The following is a 20,284-nucleotide window of genomic DNA, read 5'->3' as shown; positions in this document are numbered from 1 at the left end:
TTTCTCCACCCTACAGCATCACGCTACACCGCCGCGCAGACGAACCCGCTACCCTTGCGCCTGATCTTCCCGACCGACGGTGAGGGGAAATGCGCGGTGCAGCACAGCGTGTCGGTGTCGCAATAGCGCTCCAGGAAGCTGCGGCGCGTCGTTGCCGCCGCCGCCTGGTCGACGTCGAACTTCACCGACATCTCCGGATACAGCGTCTGGATCGGCGTGTGCATGAGGTCGCCGGAGAACACGGCATCGTCCTTGCCGCGGCCGAAAGTGAAGGCGACATGGCCCGGCGTGTGGCCTGGCGTCGGCAGAATGCGGACGTGATCGCCGATCTGGTGATCGTTGGTCACGAGCTCGTGGCGCCTGGCCTCGACCACCGGCAGCACACTGTCGGCGAAGGGCGGAACGGGGGCTTTTGCGTTCTGCTCCGTCCAATAGTCGAATTCCTGCTTGGCGAACACGTAGCGCGCCTTGGGGAAGGTCGGCACCCAGCGGCCGTTCTCCTGCCGCGTGTTCCAGCCGACATGATCGACATGCAGATGCGTGCACATCACGAAGTCGATGTCGTCAACTGGGATGCCGGCGGCGGCAAGTCCGCGCATATAGGTGTCGTCGGTCTTCATGTTCCATATCGGTCGCGGCCGCGGCTTGTCGTTGCCGATGCAGCTGTCGACCAGAATGGTGTGATGCGGCGTCTTGATCACATAAGACTGGAAGCACAGGATGAGAACGTCCTGATCGTCCAGCGCCTTCGCCTCTTTCATCCACGCGCGGTTTTCCGCGAGCACGTCCGGCGTGAGCCCCGGCAAGAGCTCCAGCGCAGGTAAGAACGTGGTTTCCTGCTCGATGATGCGATGGATGGTGAGATCGCCGACCGAGTATTTCAGGCTCATGAGAACTCCCGCTATTATGCCGCCGGCGGCACCGAGATCTTCACCGAGGGCCGCTCCAGCATCTTCTGATGAAAGGCGTCGAGCTTGGGATAGGCCTTGCGCCAGCCGCAATCGGCGAAGCGGAAGTCGGCATAGCCGAGCACGCAAACGAGGCCGATCTGCGAGATGTCGAACGGGCCGTTCAAGACTTCGGGCATGTTCTCGAAGCGCGCCATGCCGGTCCAGGCCCGGTTCCAGTGGTCGTCCAACCACGCCTGCCATTGCAAGCCCTGCGGCCGCACCATCTTCTCGTAGCGGCACAGCAGCATGGAATCGAGCATGCCGTTGATCAGGGAGTGATTGGTCTTGGCCTTCCAGCGCTGCGGACCGTAATCCGGAATCAGGCTGCCGCCGGCCATCTCGTTGAGATATTCGACGATGACGTAGGAGTCCAAAATCACGTCGCCGTCATTGGTGATCAGCACCGGCAGCTTCTTCAGCGGCGTGATGCGCGAATAGTCTTCGTTGACCGTGCCCGGCGCCACGGTCGCCGGCGTGAATTCGATCTTGTCGATCAGCCCGAGCTCGATCGCGGCGATGCGCACCTTGCGGGCGAAGGGCGAAGCTTGGGAGAAGGAGAGTTTCATGTCGAATCCACCAATGAAAGTTGGAGTTCGTCATTGCGAGGAGCCCGCGACAAAATTGCAAGCAATTTTGCGTTGGTGCGACGAAGCAATCCAGACTGTTTCCTCGGAGGGATCCTGGATTGCTTCGCTTCGCTCGCAATGACGGGGAGAGGCCCGAGACCTTACGCCGCCACGATCTCCTGGCGCTGTTCGCCGAGGCCCTCGATGCCGAGCGTGATGACGTCGCCGACATTGAGGAAGGTCGGCGGCTTCATGCCGAGGCCGACGCCGGGCGGGGTGCCGGTGGTGACGATGTCGCCCGGCAGCAGCGTCATGAACTGCGAGACATAGGAGATGCACTTGGCCATCGAGAAGATCATGGTCTTGGTCGAGCCGGTCTGGCGGCGCTGACCGTTGACGTCGAGCCACATCGACAAGTTCTGCACGTCCTTGATCTCGTCCTTGGTGGCGAGCCACGGCCCGACCGGGCCGAAGGTGTCGTGCGACTTGCCCTTGGTCCATTGACCCAGGCGCTCGGTCTGGAAGTTGCGCTCGGAGACATCGTTGCAGACGCAATAGCCGGCGACGTAGTTCAGCGCATCGGCTTCCGAGACGTACTTGGCGCGGGTGCCGATGATGGCGGCGATCTCGACCTCCCAGTCCAGCTTGGTCGAGCCGCGCGGCTTTTCGACCGCGTCGTTCGCGCCGCACAGCGAGGTATTGGCCTTCATGAAGATGATCGGCTCGGTCGGGATCGCCGCGCCGGTTTCCTTGGCGTGGTCGCTGTAATTGAGGCCGATGGCGACGAATTTCGAGATGCCGGTGACGGGGGCGCCGAAGCGCGGCTTGCCGGAGACGGCGGGCAGCGACGCCGGATCGATGGCGGCGAGCTTCTTCAGGGACTCCGGCGAATAGGCTTCGCCGGTCAAGTCCTGCACATGCGCCGACAAATCGCGCAACTGGCCGGATTTCTCGATCAGGCCGGGCTTTTCCGCACCCTTTTCGCCATAACGAACAAGCTTCATTCTCGTTTCTCCCTTGGGATGGACCGATCAGTTAAATAGCTTCATGGAACAGGGCGGCGGGAAATTCAACCGCTCAAAGTGAGGCGCATTGCAGCCCTTCCTGCGTAGGGTGAGTTAGCCCGCGGCTGCGCGAAGCGCAGTCCGCTGGCGTAACCCACCTCTTCTGCATCCGCGGAGGCAGACGTGGTGGGTTACGCCGAGCCGTTTGCGCTTCGCGCAATCCGCGGGGCTAACCCACCCTGCGAAGCCTACGATTGCAGCGCCTCAAACCTGAACGCATCTCCCTCTCGCTTGATATGCCCGGCCGAAAAATGCCCGCCGATCACCAGCGTCGGCGTATCGGCAAAGCGGCCGAACAGCGCTGCCCGCGTGGTGGCCGACTGCGCCTGATTGGAATCCGCGGTCGAGGACCAGCCGAGATGCGCCATCTGGCAGGGGTGATGGGCGACGTCGCCGGTCAGCAGGCCCTGCTCGCCGTCCGACTGGATGAGGATGCTCATATGACCGGGGCTGTGGCCGGGCGTCGGGATCATGCTGATCTCCTCGGACAGAAGGTGATCGCTGGGGATCAGATCGACGCGGTCGGCATCGATGATCGGCTTCACGGAATCGTTAAAAACGGCCTGCTTGTCCGGCTCGGTCGAATGGTCGCGCCAATGCTCATATTCGGTGCGGCCGAACACGTAACGCGCCTTGGGAAAGGTCGGCACCCATTTGCCGCCGACGAGCTTTGTGTTCCAGCCGACATGGTCGACATGAAGATGTGTGCACAGCACGGTGTCGATGCTGTCGGGCGCGAAGCCGGCTTGCGTCATCATCTCAGGGAATGGCGTGGTGCGGTTGTTCCAGGTCGGCACGTTGCGGCCCTGCTTGTTGTTGCCGAGTCCGGTATCGACCACGATCCGTTGCGTCGGCGTCTCCACCACCAGGGAATGGATCGACATTTTCAGCCGGCCTTGTTCGGTGGCGAAATGCGGGATCAGCCAGGGCAGCTTCTGGATCTCGTCGTTGCTGGCCAAAGGCAGGATGAAGCGGGTCGAGCCGACTGTCTCCAATTCCACCACCTTGGTGATTTTGACTCGGCCTACCTTCCACTGCATGCGGCGTATCCTCAATTTTCTTGCTTTCGCGAAAGATGCGGCCTTCCGCCGTCTAACGCAATGGATCATCTGTCGCGATATTGCGTTATCCGAGGAACCCACCGAGACCCGAAGGGGAGCCCATGCCAGAGCTAGCCATTTCCGCCGACAAGGTCGCCTTCATCATCGAGAAAGCGCGCGAATTCGACGTCAAGGAAGCGGCCTCCGATCCGGATTCGGGCTCCAACCCGTCCGATGACGACGAGATCGACGTGCTCGAAGACACCAATTCCGATCCGGTCACGGCCGAGCTCGGGGGCTTCATCCAGGCGTTGAACGAGGACGAGCAGCTCGACCTCGTCACCCTGATGTGGATGGGTCGCGGCGATGGCGATGCGGAGGAGTGGGACGATCTGCGCGCTCGCGCGGTCGAGGCGCGCAGAGAGTACAAGTCTCCGCGGCGCGAGACGGTGCAATATCTCCTGGGCGAGCCGATGCTCGGCGATCTCCTCGCCGACGGCATGGACGAACTCGGCATCGACTGGTCCGACGAGCGGACCACGCCGGTGGCGTGAGTCCTCAGATGAGGACGTCCGCCGCCGGTCCCGTTTGCTCGTATCGGACCGCTCTCAGAGCGTCCCCGGGAACGCACCACCGTCGAGCAGGATGTTCTGCCCCGTGATGAAGCCGGCCTTGGCGCCGCAGAGGAAGGCACAGGCATAGCCGAACTCGTCGGGCTGGCCGAAGCGGCCGGCGGGGTTGAGCTTGGCGCGTTCAGTGAGAATCTGCTCGGGCGTCGTGCCGCGCTTGTCGGCCTCGGCCTTTGCGGTGCCGGTCAGACGGTCGGTCTCGAACGGACCCGGCAGCAGGCCGTTGATGGTGACGTTGTTGATGACGGTCTTGCGCGACAGGCCGGCGATGAAGCCGGTGAGTCCGGCGCGCGCGCCGTTGGAGAGGCCGAGAATGTCGATCGGCGCCTTCACCGCGGCCGAGGTGATGTTGACGATTCGGCCGAACTTGCGCGCCATCATGCCGTCCACCGTCGACTTGATCAGCTCGATCGGGGTCAGCATGTTGGCGTCGATCGCCTTGATCCAGTCGTCGCGGGTCCAGTTGCGGAAATCGCCGGGCGGCGGGCCGCCGGCATTGTTGATCAGGATATCAGGCTCGGGGCAGGCCTTGAGCACGGCCTCACGGCCCGCGGGCGTCGTGATGTCGCCGACGATCTCGGTGACCTTCACACCAGGATAGGCTTTGCGGATGTCCTCGGCCGTCTTCTTCAGCGCGTCGGCGCCGCGCGCGGTCAGCGTGACGTCAACGCCGGCTTCGGCCAGCGAGATGGCGCAAGCGCGGCCGAGGCCCTTGCTGGATGCGCAGACGATGGCGCGGCGACCTTTGATCCCAAGATCCACTGTTTCACTCCCGTAATGTCAGGCAGGCTTTTCGACGGCGGCACTCTAGCCAATCGTGGCGCCGCTGGTAAGGGACGGAGTCGCGTCAAAATGCATGGCGCACGCTGCGGCGATGCAAATCCGCGGGCATGATCCGGAAAAGTGTGTAGCGGTTTTCCGAAAAGATCATGCCCAAACACTTCAGATGCGGCGCTCCTGCTTGAGGCGGTCGATCGCCGCAGCCGCCTCCGGCGGCAGCGACCTGAAGCCCATCTGTCCGACCGCCGAGAACAGCGGCCGCAGATGCGAACCGGCGAGGAAGGGCGGCTGATGATTGGCCGGTACGATCTGGTCGAACACCAGCACCAGCGTGGTGGCGACGAGGCCGACCCTGATGGCGCCGAGCGCGGCGCCGCCGAGGCGGTCGCCGATCCCGGTCTCGCGGATCGTGTCGTCGAGCACGAAGCGGCCAATATACCCCAGCAACATGCCGACCACCAGGAAGATGCCGAAGAACCAGATCCAGTTCTGAAGCTGCGGCGCATTCGGGTTGTCGGCGATCTGCGGCGCGACCATCGGCATCAGCGAGACAGCGATCGGCGCGGCGAGGAGATAAGCGAGGATGGTCATGGCGCTGCGCAGCAGGCCGGTCCTGAACCCGAAGCCGATGGCAATTGCGAGCGCGGCATAGACGGCGAGATCGAAACTGTTCATGGGCGAAACCTGCCTTGGAACGAATGAACGCCGAAGCGATCGTTCCGGTTTCAGATCGCTAAAATCGTCTGTATTTTTTCGCTTCAAGAGCTCAGGGATTGCGCGAATATCAGGCTTACTCGACGCTGGTAAAGAAACCACCCTCGTGGCCGGCGTCCCGGTCCTTCTTCGCCTCTCCCCGCCTGCGGGGAGAGGCCGGATTGCATCAAAGATGCAATCCGGGTGAGGGGGACTCTCCGCGAGTCCAACTATGACCATTTTTGCCGAGGCAGCCCCTCACCCCAACCCTCTCCCCGCAAGAGCGGAGCGAGGGAGAGCGACTACCGCATCTCCGCCTTGATCATATCCGCCGCCTTCTCGGCGATCATGATGGTCGGCGCATTGGTGTTGCCGCCGATCAGTGTCGGCATGATCGAGGCGTCGACGACGCGCAGGCCTTCCACGCCGTGCACCTTCAGCGTCGGATCGACCACGGCCATCGCATCCGTGCCCATCTTGCAGGTGCCGACGGGGTGATAGACGGTGTCGACGCGTTCGCGCAGGATGGCGCGGATGTCGTCGTCGGTGCGCACATCGGACGTGAACATGTCCTTCTTCTGCAGCGCGCGCAGCGCAGGCGTCTCCATCAGCCGGCGCGTCGTCTTGAAGGCCGCGACCATCGCCTCGAGATCCTCCGCTTCCCCTAAGAAGTTCGGATCGATCATGGGGGCAGCGAGCGGATCGGCGCTTTTCAGCCAGACGCTGCCGCGGCTCGTCGGCCGCAACAGGCAGACATGGCATGAGAAGCCCGCCTCCTTGTGCTTCTTGCGGCCGTGATCGTCGAGCATCGCGATGACGAAGTGCAGCTGAATGTCCGATATTTCGAGGTCGGACCGGGTCTTCAGGAAGCCGCCACACTCGGCGAAATTGGTGGTCATCAGGCCGCGCCGCTCCCGGCGGTAGCGCTGGATGGCGCGGAGCAGGGATGGCAACCGGCCAAGCGATGCATGCACGAAGTGCGGATAGTCGGAGGCGTAGACGAACACGAAATCCGGATGATCCTGCAGATTGCGCCCGACGCCGGGCAGATGATGCGTGACGCCGATACCGTGCTTGCCAAGCGCCTCGCCATCGCCGATGCCCGACAGCATCAGCAATTGTGGTGACTGGAAGGCGCCGCCGGCAAGGATCACCTCGCGGCGGGCGCGCAGCTGCTTTGTCTGCTTGCCCTGCACATATTCGATGCCGACCGCGCGGCCATTTTCGAACAGGATTTTCGTGGTATGCGCCCCGGTCTCGACGCGCAGATTGGCGCGCTTGTCCATGTGGGGCTGCAGATAGGCGCGTGCCGCGCTCCAGCGCTCGCCCTTGTGCTGCGTCACCTGATAGCTGCCGAGCCCTTCGTGATCCTCTTCATTGAAGTCCTCGCGGATGCGGAATTGCGCCTCGCGCGCGGCCTGATGGAAGACGTCATGGATCGGATTGTCCGAGCGCAGCCTGTTGACATGCAGCGGGCCGCCCTTGCCGTGATACGCGCCGTCGAAATCGAAATTGTTCTCCGAGCGCTTGAAATAGGGCAGCACGTCGGCATACGACCAGCCTTCATTGCCGAGCGAGGCCCAGTGGTCGTAGTCCCATTTGTGGCCGCGGATGTAGACCATGGCGTTGACCGCGGAGGAGCCGCCGAGGCCCTTGCCGCGCGGTTGATAGCCGATGCGGCCGTTCAATCCCTTCTGCGGCACGGTATCGAAGGCCCAGTTGGCTGCCTTGTATGGCAGGGCCAGCCCGAACGGCGTCGTGATCCGCCAATTGTCGTTGCGTCCGCCGGCATCGAGCAGGGCTACGGATGTCGTCGCATCCTCCGACAGCCGGCCCGCCACCGCGCAGCCGCCGGAGCCCCCGCCCACCACGACGAAATCGAATGTGTCAGTCACGTGTGTTTCCCCCTGAGAGTCTTTTTGTTGTTTTCGTCATTGCTTCGCTCGCAACGACGGCGTTGAGCCGCTACGACATGAACCGCATCATCTTCTCCAGCCGCGCGATCTTGCCGCCATAGGGCGGATAGAGATCGGCGAGGCGGTTGAACTTGGAGCGATAAAATACCGGCTTCAGTTTGCTGAACGTCCTAAAACCCCATTCGCCGTGATAGGCACCGGTGCCGGAGGCGCCGACGCCGCCCATCGGCTGGTTCGTTTGCGCGAAGTGAAACAGGCAGTCGTTGATCGTGACTCCGCCGGAGACAGTGCGCGCCAGTACCTCGTCACGCGCGTCGCGGTCCCTGCCGAACCAGTATAGCGCCAGCGGCCGGTCGCGGCGATTGATGAAGGCGATCGCGTCTGCGGAATCGCGAATGCCCAGCACCGGCAGCACCGGGCCAAAGATCTCCTCCTGCATCGCGGCCATCTCCTCGGTCGCACCAAGGATCAGCGTCGGCGGGAATTTGCGATGCGCCTTCCAGTTCGGATCGTCCGCCTGCGCCGGTTGCAAAATCTTCGCGCCGCGCTGCGCGGCATCTGCGACCAGCGCTTCGAGCCGCGCATAATGCCGATCGGAAATGATCGAGGTGTAGTCCTTGTTGGCGGGATCGGTGCCGAACATCCGCCGCATCTGCGCGCGCACCTTCTCGGCGAAGGCCTGCAACGCGCTCTCCGGCACCAGCACATAGTCCGGCGCGATGCAGGTCTGCCCGGCATTGAGCAGCTTGCCGTAGGCGATGCGCTCGGCCGCCTCGTCGAGATCGGCTGACACATCGATGATCGCCGGCGACTTGCCGCCGAGCTCGAGCGTCACAGGCGTGAGATTGCGCCCCGCAGCCTCCGCGACCAGCCGCCCGGCCCGCGTCGAGCCGGTGAACACGAGATGATCGAACGGCAGGCTGGCAAAACCCTTTGCGATCTCGTCCTCGACGCCGGTGACGAGCAGCTCCGTGGCATCGAACGTCTCGGCGACCGCCTCCCTCAGCAGCGCGGAGAAGTGCGGCACCAGTTCGCTCGGCTTGATGATCACGCGGTTGCCGGCCGCGATGGCGCCGATCGCGGGCGCGAGCGTCAGCTGCAGCGGATAATTCCAGGGCGCGATGATGCCGACGATTCCGAGCGGCTGCGGGATCAACCGGTTGCGCGCGGGCAGGAATTGCAGCGCGGTCGCCACCCGCTGCGGTGCCATCCAGCTCTTCAGGTGCTTTGACGCATGCCGGATCTCGGAGAACACCATCATCGTCTCGGCGATATTGGTCTCGACCGCCGAGCGGTGGCCGAAATCGGCTGAGATCGCCTGCCGAAAACGCTCTTCATTGGCGGCGACCACGGCGCGCAGCCGCGCCAGCCGGTCGAGCCGCTCGGCGCAATCAGGCGCCGGCTCGGCCCGCGAGCGCGCGACCATGGCCTGAAAACTGTCCGTCAGCGCGGCCAGCGGGGCACTCGCCAGGAGGCGGTTCGATGCGTTGTCCAAGGAAGTCTCCAAGGCGGTCCTCCCCAAATCGGCGTTTCGCCTTCTGTTTTGTCGCCGCAAGCTGGCCGTTTGTGGAACTTCTGGCAAGTGTGTGGCGAACCGGGCGGAATCCGCGCCGGTTAACTGTCACAAAGTTGAAAAAACGTCCCCTCAGCCCTTTCCAAAGGCGGTTCGGGTTGATACATACCCCCAGCACCCGACGGGCCTTGCCCGGGGTTGCCTTCCAAGGAAGCCTTTGGGACGGGAGAAGCAAGCCACGCGAGCAGCGTTGGCCCTCAATCCACCGTCCCGGGCATTTTCTTTGAAGGCGCGCAACGGTTTAACGCGGGGTGGAGCAGCCCGGTAGCTCGTCAGGCTCATAACCTGAAGGTCATAGGTTCAAATCCTATCCCCGCAACCAACGATACTTGCGAAAGCAAGGCACCCAAAACCCCGGCTTCCGAAAGGACGTCGGGGTTTTTCTTGTTCGCCGCAAACCGCAGGATCGCTGCCAGGTCGCCGCGCAGCACGATCGCCAGCTCGGCCTCGTCGGGCACGAGCGTGACCTGATCGACCAGCGTTCGGAAGAGTTCCGCAGCCTCGGCCTTGCCGTCTTCGCTCTGTAGGCTCTCATAGAGCGTCGAAATCCGCTGGCGGTAAATCTCCGCCATGTTCGGATGCAGGAGAGGCGGCGGCTCTTCCGCGTTAGCCAGCAACTCGGTGAGTTCTGCCTTACGGGCTTCGAGGCTGCCGATCTTGTCCTTGAGCTGCGCGCCGGGCACCCCATCCAGGATGGCTTGGATCGCTCGATCCAAGTCCCGCTGGACGCGTTCCAACTCTTTCCGTTGACTGATGATGTCTGCGCTACGCTCAATACGCAGCCGGTTCACCTCGCGCGTGAACTCGTCACAGAATTCCTTGAATAGCTCGGGCTCCATCAGGTGGGTTCGCAAACCGCTGAGCACCGAGGCTTCGAGAGCGTCCCGCCTGATGTTCAGGCGGTTATCGCACGTGCCTTTGTTCCGCGAAGTCGCGCAGCCGAGCAGATCCTTCGAGATCATCGTGTAACCGCCACCGCAGCAGCCACACTTCACAAGACCGGCGAACAAGTGCTTCGGGCGTCGCCGCTCGTTCAACGGGTTCTCGCCGGGCTCAGGCGCCTCATAGGCGAGTAATTGTTGGCGCGCCTTCACCGCATCCCAGACTTCCTGGTCAATGATGCGCATCTCCGGCACCTCCTGAATCACCCACTCGGATTCAGGATTGAGACGCGACACCCGCTTTCCCGTGTCCGGGTCCTTCAGATAGCGGAGCCGGTTCCAGACGAGACGGCCGACATACAGTTCGTTGTTGAGGATGCCAACGCCGCGCTTCGGATTGCCATGGATCGTCGACGGTCCCCACTCGGAGCCCTGCGGCCCGGCCACGCCTTCCTTGTTCAGCTCAAAGGCAATCGCGCGCGATGATTTGCCGGCAATGTAGTCCGCGAAGATGCGGCGGATGATGGCAGCCTCGGCCTCGTTGATCGTCCGATCGCCGCGGATCGGCTCGCCATTTGCCGCGAACTGCTTCACCACGTCATAGCCGAAACACAGCCCACCACCGGACTTGCCGTCCTCGACGCGGCCGCGCAGCCCGCGGCGCGTCTTGTCGGCTAGGTCCTTCAGGAAGAGGGCGTTCATCGTGCCCTTGAGACCGACATGCAGATGCGTCACGTCACCTTCCGACAGCGTGACGATACGCACTCCGCTGAAGGCCATACGTTTGAACAGTCCAGCGATATCCTCCTGATCGCGGCTCAGGCGATCCATCGCCTCTGCGAGCACGACGACGAATTTGCCGCGCATCGCGTCGCTGATCAGCTCTTGAATGCCGGGGCGCAGTAGCGACGCCCCGGAGATCGCGCGGTCGGTATAGCTGTCGACGACCGTCCAGCCTTGCTTTTCTGCATGCAGGCGGCAGACCCGCAACTGATCCTCGATCGAGGCGTCTCGCTGATTGTCCGATGAGTAGCGGGCGTAGAGCGCGACCTTCATGAGGCGACCTCCTTACTCCGGGAGGCGGTCTCGCGTCCGGTTGTTTGTTTCAGCCTGAACGAAGTCCCGTGCAGCCTGTCGCGCCAGCAGCCGGACCAGATCGATGAGGCGTGGATCGGGCTTCGACGACGCAGGCACAGCCGGTTCGCGGGTCGCGTCGGCGACCACACGAAGCTTGTCGGCTGTTGTACGTCTTGGTCGCGCCACGTTCGCGTCCTTGTCCACGCGCGGAAAACTCCGCTTCGAGACAATGATGCCAAGTGATGGCGCGTTGGCAAGATGAAAACGTGTTGTAAATCAATGGCTTGTGTCGCGCTTGGGCGGGTGCTGGCGGGGGGCAGCGTAGTGGCGGTGCGCGGGTCGATGGCCATCGTAGCAATAATATATTTGTGATCGCCCTCCTTGGAAGGAGGGCGTCTTGCCACGATGGCACCTTCCGGCACCTTGGAGAGGCCGTCTTCATTTGCCGGGACCGATAACAAATCCACCAGCCTTGCACTCCACAGAAAACGTGGCTATATATCTGGATATAGCATGGAGGCAGGCGATGAGCAACAGTGCGCAGAAGAGAGCCCTCGAGAATTATCGGTCCCGCCTGACCGAGCGTGGCATCGCGCGGTTCGAGGTCCAGGCGCTCGACGCCGACCGCGATCTGCTTCGATCCCTTGCCCGGAAATTGACGGAGGACAGTCCGGAAGCCGGGCAGCTCCGTCGGACCATACAGCAGGCGGTGGCAGGTGAGCCTCAGAAAGCGGGCGGCATTCTCGCCGCGTTGCGTCGCTCTCCTCTGGTTGGCGCGGATCTCGACCTCAGCCGTCCGCGAGAAGAGGGGCGTAAGGTCGATCTGTGACGCGCTACCTTCTTGATACAAATATCATTAGCAATGTCATAAAGCCGGAGCCGTCGGGCTCGCTGCTGGCTTGGATGGGCGCGCAGAAAGACGACGACCTCTTCATCGCTTCGCTTACCGTCGCCGAAATCCGCCGAGGCATCTTGGAGAAACCGAAAGGCAAGAAGCGCAGCACCCTCGAAACTTGGTTCGCCGGCCCCGAAGGTCCGCAAGCGCTGTTCGCCGGTCGCGTCCTGCCGTTTGACGAGAAAGCTGGCCTCATCTGGGCCAGTCTTATGGCTGGTGGGAAGGCAAAGGGACGTCCCAGAAGCGCACTCGACACCATCATCGCTGCGGTTGCCGAGGCCAATCACTGCGTCGTCGTGACAGACAATGAAAAGGATTTCGAGGGTGTTCAGATCCTCAACCCGCTTCGCAGCTCTGGGAGTTAGGAGGTAGACAGGTGAGGATAGCTCGAACGGTCCGGCCTATTCACTTCGAGGATTTCAGCGGCATCGAGTTCGAACGCCTCGTGTTCGCCTATCACCTCTGCGATGGCTGGACTGACCCCGCTTGGTTCGGCCAGACGGGAAGCGACCAAGGGCGTGACATCATCGGCACACGTCCGTTCGACGACCAGCCTGACGAACGCACCGTCATTCAATGCGTCAATCGCGGCAGCCTGACTCGGGCAAAGGCCGAGAAGGATATGGCAGCCGCGGTCAAAGCTACGACCGGCAAACCTGACGCTTTCAAGTTCGTGTGCCGCGGCAGTGTCTCGGCCCAACGCCGCGATGAGGTTCGCTCGGCGGCCGCGAAATTGGGCGTCCCTAAAGTAGCGATCTGGTCTGGCACGGAGTTCGAGGAGCAGCTCCGGCTTCGAGCCGAATTCCTTCTGCGGCGCCTGGTCGACGGCGTTCCGTTTCCCGACAGCGAAGTCGAGTTGCGCAATTTCGTCGACAAGTTTCAAGACGTCGATGACGAGCAGGACCTTGCAATGTTCGCCCGTGCCTTCGATCGGCCGGCGTTTCGGACGCCATTTCAAGAAGAGAGCAATCTCCACGCATTCCAACAGGCCATTGACGACACGATCCGGGTGCTCAGCACGGGCATCTGGCAAACGCGGGAGGGCGTCGAAATCCACCGACTTCCTTCGCTTCATCACATCCGCGATGCCAGCATCCGCAGCGCCCTCGAACTAACTGTTCGTGAATTGGACCAGCTTCGACGTCGATTCAAAGCGCTGCTGTCCTCCGGCGAAATCAGACCTTGCGGCTGCGGCAATCCCGCTTGCCCGACTTTCATGCTGACCGACGCAGCAGCTCGCGAGATGGACCGGGCGCGCGATCGAGTGCTTACCGCTTTCCGACGACCATATCCCTCCTTCAAGGTCGTCCTGGAATGACGGCCGCCCAGTCTCCCGATGGCTGCTGACCTCCATAGCCTTATAGCCGGCGTTCTGCAGCCGATGACCCACGCGGAGCTGAGTGAGGCACCGGAGCGAATCGCCGGCCTCGTCGTCCCGACGGGTGAAGGTCTCTCAAAGCGGCAACGCGTCGAGCTGGCGCTCGCCAACTTTACCGAGGAGGAACTGGCGCGCTTGGCCTTGAAGTTCGCGGCTCAGCGCGGAGACATCCCCCTCGACGAAGCCGGACGCAAGGTGCTAGAAGCTAGCGACCCGCCTCTGACTCACATCACCCGGCGCGACGTCGCGCGTACCTTCGGAGATGACCTAGCCGGCGAGCGTGGCACGGTGGAGATGGTCGGACGATATTTCCCTCTCTCCACGCCCATTGAAGATTTCCTCGGAAGCAGCGGTCGAAGCCTGCGCGATCAGATCGCGCAGCACATGGATCGTAATCCCGGTGATTGGTCGGTTGAATATCTGTTCGGCGAAATCGGCGCATTCGACTGCTCCAGAGCACGGTTCGGCGCGTTGCTCGAGGAAGCTGTTCACCCCCTCTCAAGATCGGGGAAGGAGCAATTGCAGACGGTCGCCGCCCTCAACAAAATCCTTTCGCGCGATGGATACGAGTTGGCGCAGGAAAGCGAACTCTCCGGTCACCCGATTTTCGTCTTCCGCTCCCTCGTGCGCGGAGTAGACGGCCGACCCAACAACCTGATCTTCGCTTCCCAAGGCCCGAAGCCCGAGATTGGCTTCGCCGATGCTATCAACAACGACATCGTCATTCTCTCTGGTGAGGAGAGCTGCTTGGTCTATGACCGGCCGATCAGCCCAAACGGACTTCTCTGGTCGGAGCTCGTGGCGTGGTGGCGCGCGGTCACTTCAGGGGCCGACGCGGCAAATCTTGGTGCGCGCCTGCAAAAATCATTGGCGTCAGAAGCCGAGCGAAAACTCTTCGCCACGTACTTCAAGGTCTATCGATCAGGCCTTGGCGATGCACTGCCGGCGCTCCTGCCGCAGGTCTATCTTCACTATGACCCCGCTGTCGTGAAGACCTTGCGCCATCGCCTGCCGCTTCCACGGCAGCGCATGGATTTCTTGCTCCTCCTCCCCGAGCGCCAACGCATCGTCCTAGAGGTTGATGGGAAGCACCACTTCTCAGAGAAGGACCAGGCGTCGTTGAAGGTCTATGCGGAAATGGTGTCGGCTGACCGGGAATTGCGCCTTGCCGGGTATGAGATCTATCGCTTCGGCGCGAATGAGCTAGTCGGCGACGGGGCCGAATCGAGGATCACCGATTTCTTCGAGAAGCTCTTTCGACTGCATCGCATCGGGCGCTAGCTGGGACCGGCCCAAAAGGGCCTCGAAACCACTTGCATGTCGGAAATTCAGACATTATATTCGCTACGGGTCCTAGAAAGACACAGCGATGGCAACCACCACACTCGCCCCGCCGCCCGTTAAGATTGCGCCATTCCCCATGGCTGCCGTCGAGGCAAAACTGCGCGACGAATTGATCGAGGCCGTGAAGATCGAGGCGTCGATTAGGGGAATGGCTCTGCCCTCGGTGCCCGCGGACATCTCCAAAGCGTCCGTTCACGTAGACTCGTTGGTGGTCGTTTCGATCCTTTGCGCGGTCGAACCGATTGTCGGATTCGAGCTGCCTGAAAGCGTCGTCCGGGCAGGCGGTTACACTTCGGTCGACAGCGCTCTCGGGCAGCTATTGCCTCGTTTGGAGAAAGAGTGGACGAAGAAGAAAGGAGCGAAATCATGACTGAACTCGCAGTTCATCCGGACAACGATGACGAAGCCCGCCGGCTCCTGGGCGATCGTCTACGTGAAGCGCGCAAGTATCTCGGTCTGAAGCAGGAAGAGGTCGCAACCTATTTGAAGATTCCACGAACCGCCCTGACGGATATCGAGAATGGTCAACGCCGCGTCGAGGCGATCGAACTCGCCCGGCTTGCCAAGCTGTACCGTCAGCCGGTGGGCTATTTCACCGGGGAAGACGCTGCTGCGAGCTTGCCGATCGATGTGGCCCATCTGGCGCGAAAGGCGGCGGACCTGTCCGAGCAGGACCGCAGCGAACTCGGACGTTTCGCCGAATATCTGCGCGCTCGGTCGCGCGCGGCACGAGTCTGATCCATGGTGGCCGCGGATTATCCGAGCGCCGTTCGCGCTGGCACGATGGCCGCGGCCCGGCTGCATCAGCAGCTTGACTTGCGTCAGCAGATCGAGGCGGCCGGGGGCAACGTCGACATCTTCGCCGCTATCCATGCCTTGGACCTCCCGCTGCTTGTACGGCCCCTGCAAGGGCTCCTTGGTGCTTATCTGAGCGAACCTGGACCCGGCGTCCTTGTTACGACCCAACGTCCGATGAGCATTCAGCGGTTTACCGCGGCTCATGAGCTCGGCCACTTTCGCATGCAGCATCAGCCCAGCCTTGATGACGAGAGCATTCTGCGACGGATGCCGTTGCAGGCGCAGCCGACAGGCGACTTTCAGGAGGTTGAGGCCGACGCGTTCGCCGTCGAGTTCATGATGCCCCGCTGGCTTGTCGCTTGGCATGCGGCGCGCCAGGGCTGGACCGTTCCGGATTTTCGGCGACCGAGCGCGGTCTACCAGCTCTCTTTGCGGATCGGCGCCAGTTATGAGGCGACTTGCTGGACGCTCGCCCGCCACCGATTCATCCAGCCGACGCAGGCGCGGGAGCTACTTCAGACCCAGCCGCGTGAGATGAAAGTCGCGCTGCTTGAGGCCTACCAGCCGCAAGACTACCGCGGCGACGTCTGGCTGCTCACCGAGCGCGACGCAGGAGCGCGCATCGACGGCAGCCGCAACGATCTGTTTGTCCTCCGGCTCGAAGAACATAGCGGCGGAGGCTACCTCTGGGACATCGATCAGCTCAAAGAGAGCGGATTCGCCGTCGTCCGCGACGACCTACAGGCGATTGACGCCGATGGTGTCGGTGGCCCTGTCATCAGGCGGGTGACGGCAACGCCACCGGACACCTATCGCGGACGGCTCGCGATCGACGAACGTCGACCATGGGATCCTGATCCGCCGCTTGCGACCCTTGCCGTAGATGTCGATCTGACTGGCCCTGAGCAAGAGGGGCTTTCGCGCGCCGAACGGCGAAGGCTGCTTGAGGCCGCATGAGCGACATTACGATTTCGGTCGATTTGCGGGCTTCTTTCGGCCCTGCCCGCAATCAAGGGGCGCGCCCTACTTGCCTTGCCTTCGCCGCGAGCGATGCGCACGCCGCTCTACGTGAGGGTTGGGCGCCATTGTCATGCGAGTATGCCTTCTTTCAAGCGCAACGGCGCGCCGGCCGAGCGCCGAACACCGGCGCCCTCTTGTCCTCGATGCTGCAGGCGCTCCGCAAGGACGGGCAACCCGAAGAGAGCGGCTGGCCCTATCTGTCGGCAACACCGGCGGACGTAGCGTCATGGGCGCCGCCGCGCGAGATCGGCAAGCTGTTTGGCCGTAACGGCGCAAGCGCTACCCACTCGATCGACCGAATCATCCAGGAACTGGATCAAAGGCGCCCCGTGATCGTGCTGACGATGCTGTCGCGCGCCTTCTATCAACGGAACCCGCAAGGTGTCGTTAATCCCGCGCCCGGCGAGCAACCGGAGCCTGACCGGCGCCACGCTGTCGTCGCGGTCGGCCACGGGAAGGTCGACGGCCAGCGTGCCGTCCTGGTGCGTAATAGTTGGGGGCCGAGCTGGGGTGACGCGGGCTACGGCTGGCTTACGGAACGGTTCCTTGGCTCACGCATCTATGCGGCCGCAACCTTGTTGGAGGAGGTCGATGTACCTGCCGATCCCATCGCAGCCTGATTGCGCGAGCGCCTGGCGCGAAGCCGTGCGCGCCGTCGATGGTCGCCCAGGCCACGCGGCCTACAATGTCATCATCGATATCGCGGATCCAGTCGCTCATGCGACGCTGGCTAACCCACGTGTCGCGATCGTAGACGAGTTCTTGTCTGACTGCGAGAAGTCGGTGGAGACGGTGGCGAACACCATCTTTCCTGCCGGCCTTTATCGCCGGTACGGCGCACCTGCCTTCTTCGATATTTTTCGCGACAATATTCTGAAGAAGGTTCGGCGAAGCGAACGCTGGTCTGGTTACTATTTCGAGCGCATGATTCAATATCCGGTGGCCGAGGGTGATGCGCCCAATCAGCTCTGGGATATCGTCGAACGTCTGAAAAACGAGGACGTGCGGGCCCTAAACAAGTTCGAGCTGTCACTGTTCGATCCAGTCAGGGATGTCGATAATTCGCCTTATGGCGGACAGTGCCTCAGTTTCATGAGCTTCAAGATCATGCCTGGCGCGGAAAAGACGCTGACCTTGACCGCGATGTATCGCAATCACTTCTATATCGAAAAGCTGCTGGGAAACCTGATTGGTCTTGGCCGCCTCATGGACTTTGTCGCTCATGAGGCGGGCCTCAAGGTCGGCGCGCTTACCGTCATTTCCACCCATGCCGAAATCGACCAACCCCGTCGCAACGGAAAGCCTGCCAGCCGATCCGACATTACTGCGATGATCACAAAGTTCGATCAGGCAGCAGCGCCTTTCGCGGCTTGAGTGCCGGAGAAGGGAAGCTCTAGCGTCTGTCGATTGTCATCGTCGGCCGCGACACCGTAGATGTGATTGACGCCCGAGATGAACTCGGCCTGGCCGCCATAACTTGGATGGCGCACGATCTCGACCGTTATGTCGAGGCCGTTTAGCGCCATGCCGGCATCGCGGCCGATTGCCACGATCCGGCGCGGCTTGATCATTGCAATGAGAGCCGTGAGCAATGGCCACGTGGCTTCGCGCTCACCCCTTGTGTGGCAACGATTCGAGAACGGGTCATCCGCCTCATGCGGATGAAGAGGAAATATATTCCACAACACGGCGGGCTCGCCGATGCGAGTTAGCACGCTCCAGACGATGGCCGCGGTCCGCTCCGCGACCACCGGACCTTTTGTCGCGCGATCCAGTGCTATGCCGCCCATCAGCGCCGCCGCCTGGCCCAAATGGACCTCGTCCGTCAGCGGCACGCCCGTTCTGCGGCCGCCACGATAGCCCAGATCGCGGGCGATCCAGATCGTGTCGACACGCGCAGTTATGGCCGCATCCAGACAGCGCACAAGATTCCGCCGCCGGACGCGCGCGGCATCTGCTCGATCATAAGTCGAGCAACAATCGGCGTAGGGATTGAACACCGAAGGTAGGTGCGTTTCGGCGAGGGCTTGGGCAAAGGACTTCGGCGTTTTCAAAGCAGTGTCTCGATTGTCAGGCGACGGTTATTCGTATCGATGTGGAGACGCCCGCGTCGATGCTCGCGCAGGAAGCGGAAAGCGGCATAGCCCTGCAAGATCGCCTCTTCCCAAAGCCACAACGGGATTTGCTCCACTTCATACCCGGCGACGAACTGGCGGATATGCTTGAGCATGTCGAACGGCAACTCACCAACCTTGACGTCAGCGAAGAAATTCAGGGCCACGGCTTGCCCGAAAATCCACGTCGCTACGCCTTCTTCGATCAGCGTGGCGCGTGCTCCATCCTGTGCCTCGTCGATCTTGGGATCGCTCTTGCGCTTGAGTCGGAAGAGAGAGCGGATGACGGGCGACCAAGTCAAAACCGCCACATAGGCGTAATGAAAGACGTCGTGAAAGCGGTAGTCATCGGCCGTCATGGCGTTGTCGGTCAGCCGATCGCCGATGTTCAGACCGTTGCAACGCTGGAATACATAGGTTTGACCGCGAACTTTACGCTCAAACACGTCGACGTAGAGGTCGCGGGGCAATTTTTCTTCAGCTTCCGCGGACTCGTCGAGCGGTGCTGGGTAGATGCGTTCGCGAGGCCACCGATCGAATATCTTGTTCAGATTCTTGACCGCCGCCGCCTCGAGCGTCACGCCCGCTTCGTTCGCGGCCTGAATCAAGGTTCGCATGATCGCGACAAGGCGCCCTGCCAAAGCCGCTTGGTTATTCGTCAGGCGCCCCGCTTCGTGGTCGGTCATCAGCAAACCGACCTCGCCCGCGAGCTGGAGCAGTGTCTTCTCGAATGCTGGTGTCGGCTCCGCTCTGCGAGTCATTATTGGGGGTTGGAGGGAAGCGAATGAAAGTAGGCCATCAGGCGCACGCTGCCAGTCCGCATATCCCCGATTTAGATTTCCAGCTATATCGCCGAGAGACAGCCCTCCGCGCGCGGCAACCGTCGTGAGATACCAAAGTACGTCGCCCAATTCCTCAACGACCGCACCTGCATAGCCGAGATACGAAGCTCGATCTCGCTGCTTCTTTTTGACCTCGCTGAGCAGGCTGCCGGTCTCGCCAAACAGACCCAGCAGCGGAAACGTGAGCGAACCGCTGTCGCTTCGCTGATCGGTGGTCAACGCCTGCGCGACATAGTCCTGAATGGTAAGCGGAGTGAACTCTTCCGTCATGCTGGCCGCTTCTTTCGACGGTCGGAGATTGCTTCATCGGGGACGGTCACGCCATACGCCTTCAGCGCACGGAGGACGACGACCCGAATCGGCTCGCGCGCCTCCGCGGCCCGAATGCCGAGGTGGTGCTTCGTAACCGACGGCACCTGGATCTGCAGGTACTCATCAACCTCGCTGGGGGATTGCGCAGCGGCAGCCTTCATGAAATCACAATATCCTACATTTCATGAAACCACCATATGATGAAATCGTGAATTCCTGCATGCCGACGTCGACATCCGCCGGCGACTCCAAAAGCTCGGCTCCTCTTGCAAGGCCGCAGCGCCCAGGTCACGCATGTGACAATAGGCCCGGCCGTAGCGGCGAGCTATCTAAGGGGCTACGCACACACAACCTCTATATCCCTGATCTCTATATAGATGCGATCAAGGTCAGGACACGGGACGGCAGATGA

General features: G+C 62.0%; 23 protein-coding genes, 1 tRNA gene and 1 pseudogene. 13 read left to right on the top strand and 12 right to left on the bottom strand.

Annotated elements, in window-relative coordinates; translation table 11 throughout:
* Positions 1-23: 23 nt before the first annotated feature.
* The 4 genes from JJE66_RS07595 to JJE66_RS07580 all read right to left on the bottom strand — a co-directional run bounded on the left by JJE66_RS07595 (position 24) and on the right by JJE66_RS07580 (position 3,620).
* The gene (locus JJE66_RS07595) at positions 24-890 is read right to left on the bottom strand and encodes an MBL fold metallo-hydrolase (RefSeq protein WP_200513549.1); all 867 of its coding nucleotides are present in this window, start codon (positions 888-890) and stop codon (positions 24-26) included.
* A 14-nt stretch (positions 891-904) separates the two neighbouring features.
* Positions 905-1,516 (bottom strand): glutathione S-transferase family protein, encoded by a 612-nt coding sequence (locus JJE66_RS07590; protein WP_200513548.1) that lies wholly within the window; start codon positions 1,514-1,516, stop codon positions 905-907.
* 161 nt (positions 1,517-1,677) lie between these two features.
* Positions 1,678-2,520, bottom strand: a complete 843-nt coding sequence (locus JJE66_RS07585; protein WP_200513546.1) for a fumarylacetoacetate hydrolase family protein — start codon at positions 2,518-2,520, stop codon at positions 1,678-1,680.
* A 248-nt stretch (positions 2,521-2,768) separates the two neighbouring features.
* Positions 2,769-3,620 carry an MBL fold metallo-hydrolase gene (locus JJE66_RS07580; protein ID WP_200513545.1) on the bottom strand — a complete coding sequence of 284 codons (852 nt, stop codon included), beginning with the start codon at positions 3,618-3,620 and terminating at the stop codon, positions 2,769-2,771.
* A 122-nt stretch (positions 3,621-3,742) separates the two neighbouring features.
* On the opposite strand from JJE66_RS07580, the gene JJE66_RS07575 reads away from it, so the two are divergent.
* Positions 3,743-4,174: a DUF3775 domain-containing protein gene (locus JJE66_RS07575; RefSeq protein ID WP_200513544.1), complete on the top strand. Its 432-nt coding sequence runs from the start codon at positions 3,743-3,745 to the stop codon at positions 4,172-4,174.
* A 54-nt stretch (positions 4,175-4,228) separates the two neighbouring features.
* On the opposite strand, the gene JJE66_RS07570 is transcribed toward JJE66_RS07575, so the two are convergent.
* From JJE66_RS07570 to JJE66_RS07555, 4 genes are all read right to left on the bottom strand, one after another.
* A complete protein-coding gene (locus tag JJE66_RS07570; protein WP_200513543.1) occupies positions 4,229-5,011 on the bottom strand; it encodes an SDR family oxidoreductase in 783 nt (260 codons plus the stop codon).
* 180 nt (positions 5,012-5,191) lie between these two features.
* Positions 5,192-5,704, bottom strand: a complete 513-nt coding sequence (locus tag JJE66_RS07565) for a CvpA family protein (RefSeq protein ID WP_200513542.1) — start codon at positions 5,702-5,704, stop codon at positions 5,192-5,194.
* Between the two features lie 320 nt (positions 5,705-6,024).
* Positions 6,025-7,617, bottom strand: coding sequence for a GMC family oxidoreductase (locus JJE66_RS07560; RefSeq protein WP_200513541.1), 1,593 nt, complete (start codon positions 7,615-7,617; stop codon positions 6,025-6,027).
* Between the two features lie 70 nt (positions 7,618-7,687).
* Positions 7,688-9,064 carry a coniferyl aldehyde dehydrogenase gene (locus tag JJE66_RS07555; protein ID WP_246756319.1) on the bottom strand — a complete coding sequence of 459 codons (1,377 nt, stop codon included), beginning with the start codon at positions 9,062-9,064 and terminating at the stop codon, positions 7,688-7,690.
* 392 nt (positions 9,065-9,456) lie between these two features.
* Between JJE66_RS07555 and JJE66_RS07550 the strand changes: the two genes are divergently transcribed.
* The 3 genes from JJE66_RS07550 to JJE66_RS38600 all read left to right on the top strand — a co-directional run bounded on the left by JJE66_RS07550 (position 9,457) and on the right by JJE66_RS38600 (position 10,038).
* Positions 9,457-9,533, top strand: a tRNA-Met gene (locus JJE66_RS07550).
* A gap of 7 nt (positions 9,534-9,540) precedes the next feature.
* A complete protein-coding gene (locus JJE66_RS38605) occupies positions 9,541-9,738 on the top strand; it encodes a hypothetical protein (RefSeq protein ID WP_311979835.1) in 198 nt (65 codons plus the stop codon).
* 51 nt (positions 9,739-9,789) lie between these two features.
* On the top strand, positions 9,790-10,038 hold the full coding sequence (locus tag JJE66_RS38600) for a hypothetical protein (RefSeq protein ID WP_311979834.1): 249 nt from the start codon (positions 9,790-9,792) through the stop codon (positions 10,036-10,038).
* Positions 10,039-10,074: 36 nt separating this feature from the next.
* Here JJE66_RS38600 and JJE66_RS38595 read toward each other — a convergent pair.
* Positions 10,075-11,148 (bottom strand): annotated as a pseudogene (locus tag JJE66_RS38595) (recombinase family protein); the annotation flags it as partial.
* A gap of 547 nt (positions 11,149-11,695) precedes the next feature.
* Here JJE66_RS38595 and JJE66_RS07540 point away from each other — a divergent pair.
* The 9 genes from JJE66_RS07540 to JJE66_RS07500 all read left to right on the top strand — a co-directional run bounded on the left by JJE66_RS07540 (position 11,696) and on the right by JJE66_RS07500 (position 17,978).
* Positions 11,696-11,998 carry a hypothetical protein gene (locus JJE66_RS07540; protein WP_200513539.1) on the top strand — a complete coding sequence of 101 codons (303 nt, stop codon included), beginning with the start codon at positions 11,696-11,698 and terminating at the stop codon, positions 11,996-11,998.
* Entirely contained in the window at positions 11,995-12,429 is a 435-nt protein-coding gene (locus JJE66_RS07535; protein ID WP_200513538.1) for a type II toxin-antitoxin system VapC family toxin, read from the top strand. Before JJE66_RS07540 ends, JJE66_RS07535 begins: the two co-directional genes overlap by 4 nt.
* A gap of 11 nt (positions 12,430-12,440) precedes the next feature.
* Positions 12,441-13,382, top strand: coding sequence for a restriction endonuclease (locus JJE66_RS07530; RefSeq protein ID WP_200513537.1), 942 nt, complete (start codon positions 12,441-12,443; stop codon positions 13,380-13,382).
* Between the two features lie 18 nt (positions 13,383-13,400).
* Positions 13,401-14,723: a hypothetical protein gene (locus JJE66_RS07525; protein WP_200513536.1), complete on the top strand. Its 1,323-nt coding sequence runs from the start codon at positions 13,401-13,403 to the stop codon at positions 14,721-14,723.
* A gap of 88 nt (positions 14,724-14,811) precedes the next feature.
* Positions 14,812-15,156, top strand: coding sequence for a hypothetical protein (locus tag JJE66_RS07520; protein ID WP_200513534.1), 345 nt, complete (start codon positions 14,812-14,814; stop codon positions 15,154-15,156).
* A complete protein-coding gene (locus JJE66_RS07515; RefSeq protein WP_311979833.1) occupies positions 15,126-15,524 on the top strand; it encodes a helix-turn-helix transcriptional regulator in 399 nt (132 codons plus the stop codon). The genes JJE66_RS07520 and JJE66_RS07515 overlap by 31 nt, the downstream gene beginning before the upstream one ends.
* Before the next feature lie 3 nt (positions 15,525-15,527).
* Positions 15,528-16,541, top strand: coding sequence for an ImmA/IrrE family metallo-endopeptidase (locus JJE66_RS07510; RefSeq protein WP_210349643.1), 1,014 nt, complete (start codon positions 15,528-15,530; stop codon positions 16,539-16,541).
* On the top strand, positions 16,538-17,224 hold the full coding sequence (locus JJE66_RS07505) for a C1 family peptidase (protein ID WP_200513532.1): 687 nt from the start codon (positions 16,538-16,540) through the stop codon (positions 17,222-17,224). Before JJE66_RS07510 ends, JJE66_RS07505 begins: the two co-directional genes overlap by 4 nt.
* Positions 17,196-17,978: a hypothetical protein gene (locus JJE66_RS07500; protein ID WP_200513530.1), complete on the top strand. Its 783-nt coding sequence runs from the start codon at positions 17,196-17,198 to the stop codon at positions 17,976-17,978. The genes JJE66_RS07505 and JJE66_RS07500 overlap by 29 nt, the downstream gene beginning before the upstream one ends.
* Here the strand turns inward: JJE66_RS07500 and JJE66_RS07495 are convergent.
* The 3 genes from JJE66_RS07495 to JJE66_RS07485 are packed head-to-tail and all read right to left on the bottom strand — an operon-like array spanning position 17,951 to position 20,033.
* Complete coding sequence (locus tag JJE66_RS07495; protein WP_200513528.1) at positions 17,951-18,658, bottom strand: uracil-DNA glycosylase; 708 nt, start codon at positions 18,656-18,658, stop codon at positions 17,951-17,953. The genes JJE66_RS07500 and JJE66_RS07495 overlap by 28 nt on opposite strands.
* Positions 18,655-19,830 carry a nucleoside triphosphate pyrophosphohydrolase family protein gene (locus tag JJE66_RS07490; RefSeq protein ID WP_200513526.1) on the bottom strand — a complete coding sequence of 392 codons (1,176 nt, stop codon included), beginning with the start codon at positions 19,828-19,830 and terminating at the stop codon, positions 18,655-18,657. Before JJE66_RS07490 ends, JJE66_RS07495 begins: the two co-directional genes overlap by 4 nt.
* On the bottom strand, positions 19,827-20,033 hold the full coding sequence (locus JJE66_RS07485; RefSeq protein ID WP_200513524.1) for a hypothetical protein: 207 nt from the start codon (positions 20,031-20,033) through the stop codon (positions 19,827-19,829). Before JJE66_RS07485 ends, JJE66_RS07490 begins: the two co-directional genes overlap by 4 nt.
* Positions 20,034-20,284: the final 251 nt, after the last annotated feature.

Source organism: Bradyrhizobium diazoefficiens (assembly GCF_016612535.1).
GTDB classification, from domain to species: Bacteria; Pseudomonadota; Alphaproteobacteria; order Rhizobiales; family Xanthobacteraceae; genus Bradyrhizobium; species Bradyrhizobium diazoefficiens_C.
The sequence above is the reverse complement of the archived record's forward strand: the minus strand, read 5'-3'. Positions and strand labels throughout refer to the sequence as shown.